Source organism: Zhongshania guokunii (assembly GCF_040892635.1).
Lineage (GTDB): Bacteria > Pseudomonadota > Gammaproteobacteria > Pseudomonadales > Spongiibacteraceae > Spongiibacter > Spongiibacter guokunii.
Map to the genome: position 1 here is coordinate 1 of NZ_JBFRYA010000039.1, position 1,258 is coordinate 1,258.

1 protein-coding gene is annotated in these 1,258 nt (G+C 49.4%); it reads right to left on the reverse strand.

Annotated elements, in window-relative coordinates; translation table 11 throughout:
• Window positions 1-29: 29 nt before the first annotated feature.
• Window positions 30-1,186, reverse strand: a protein-coding gene (locus tag AB4876_RS19045) for an IS3 family transposase (RefSeq protein ID WP_368383270.1) whose coding sequence is annotated in 2 segments (ribosomal slippage) — window positions 30-928 and window positions 928-1,186 — 1,158 coding nt in all. Because the reading frame shifts where the segments join, the coding sequence is not laid out codon by codon here.
• Between the last annotated feature and the right edge of the window lie 72 nt (window positions 1,187-1,258).

Consider the following 1,258-nt stretch of genomic DNA (forward strand, 5'->3'; position numbering starts at 1 on the left):
TGTAGTGGTCAAGTAAAACTGGCCACGGTTTAGTGGCTAATCCAATACTTCCCCTCGGCGGCATTGGGACTTAAACCACGGTTATGTTGATGTGGTCTTGTTTGGCTGTAATAACCAACAAGGTATTCCGTAATTGATTGCTGAGCATCGGTAAAATTTCGATAACCCAGCGTTGGAACCCACTCTGTTTTTAAGCTCCTAAAGAATCGCTCCATCGGCGCATTATCCCAGCAGTTACCCCGACGACTCATGCTTTGCTCGATTTGATAGCGCCACAAATGTTGACGAAATTTCCGGCTGGAATAATGGCTACCTTGATCCGAGTGAAACATAACTCCTTTGGGTCTTCCCCTCGCTTCAAAAGCCATACTCAATGCCTGGCCGGTAAGCACGCTATCGGGTGATAACGACATCGCCCAGCCTATTGGCTTGCGTGCATATAAATCTATCACCACCGCCAGATAAGCCCAGCGCTGTCCCGACCAAATATACGTTACGTCGCCGCACCAAACCTGATTCGGCTGACTAACTGCAAATTCTCGATCAAGCTTGTTCGGTACGGCAATATGCTCCTGATTAGCTCTCCTGTAGCGATGACTGGGTAATTGACAGCTGACAAGCTCCAGTTCTTTCATTAATCGCGTCGCGCGATACCGGCTGAGCTGAATACCCCTGTCGGTTACGATGGTTGCAATCGTTCGTGCACCGGCGGAGCCATTGCTATCTTTGTGCGCAGACCGAACTTCACTGAGCAGCATGATTCGCTTTAAGCTCGGCATGCTAGGCCGCTTAACCCAATACTTATAGCTGCTGCGATTAACCCCAAACACATCGCAAATTAACGCCACCGCGTGGCTCTCTTTGAGCTTCTCGATTAACGAGAATTGTTCAGGGAGTCTGACATCAAGAGAGCGGTAGCCTTTTTTAGAATTTCCTTTTCTTCCTCAACTCGCCGGAGTCGTTTCTCAAGTTCACGGATTCTTAGCTGATCGGGCGTCATCGGCGTGGCTTGCGGTGAAATACCGTTGCGCTCGGCTCGAAGCTGACGAACCCATTTGTCCATGGTGGATTTACCCACGCCCATCGCTTCTGCAGCATCTCGAATAGAGCGCCCCCGATTAACAACCAGCTGGGCTGCCTCCAATCGAAATTCTGGGCTAAAAGTCGGTCTTGTACGGTTGCTCATTGATCACCTGTATCGTTATAGAGGTGATCATATCACCTCTAATCAGGTGGCCAAATTCACTATGCCACTACA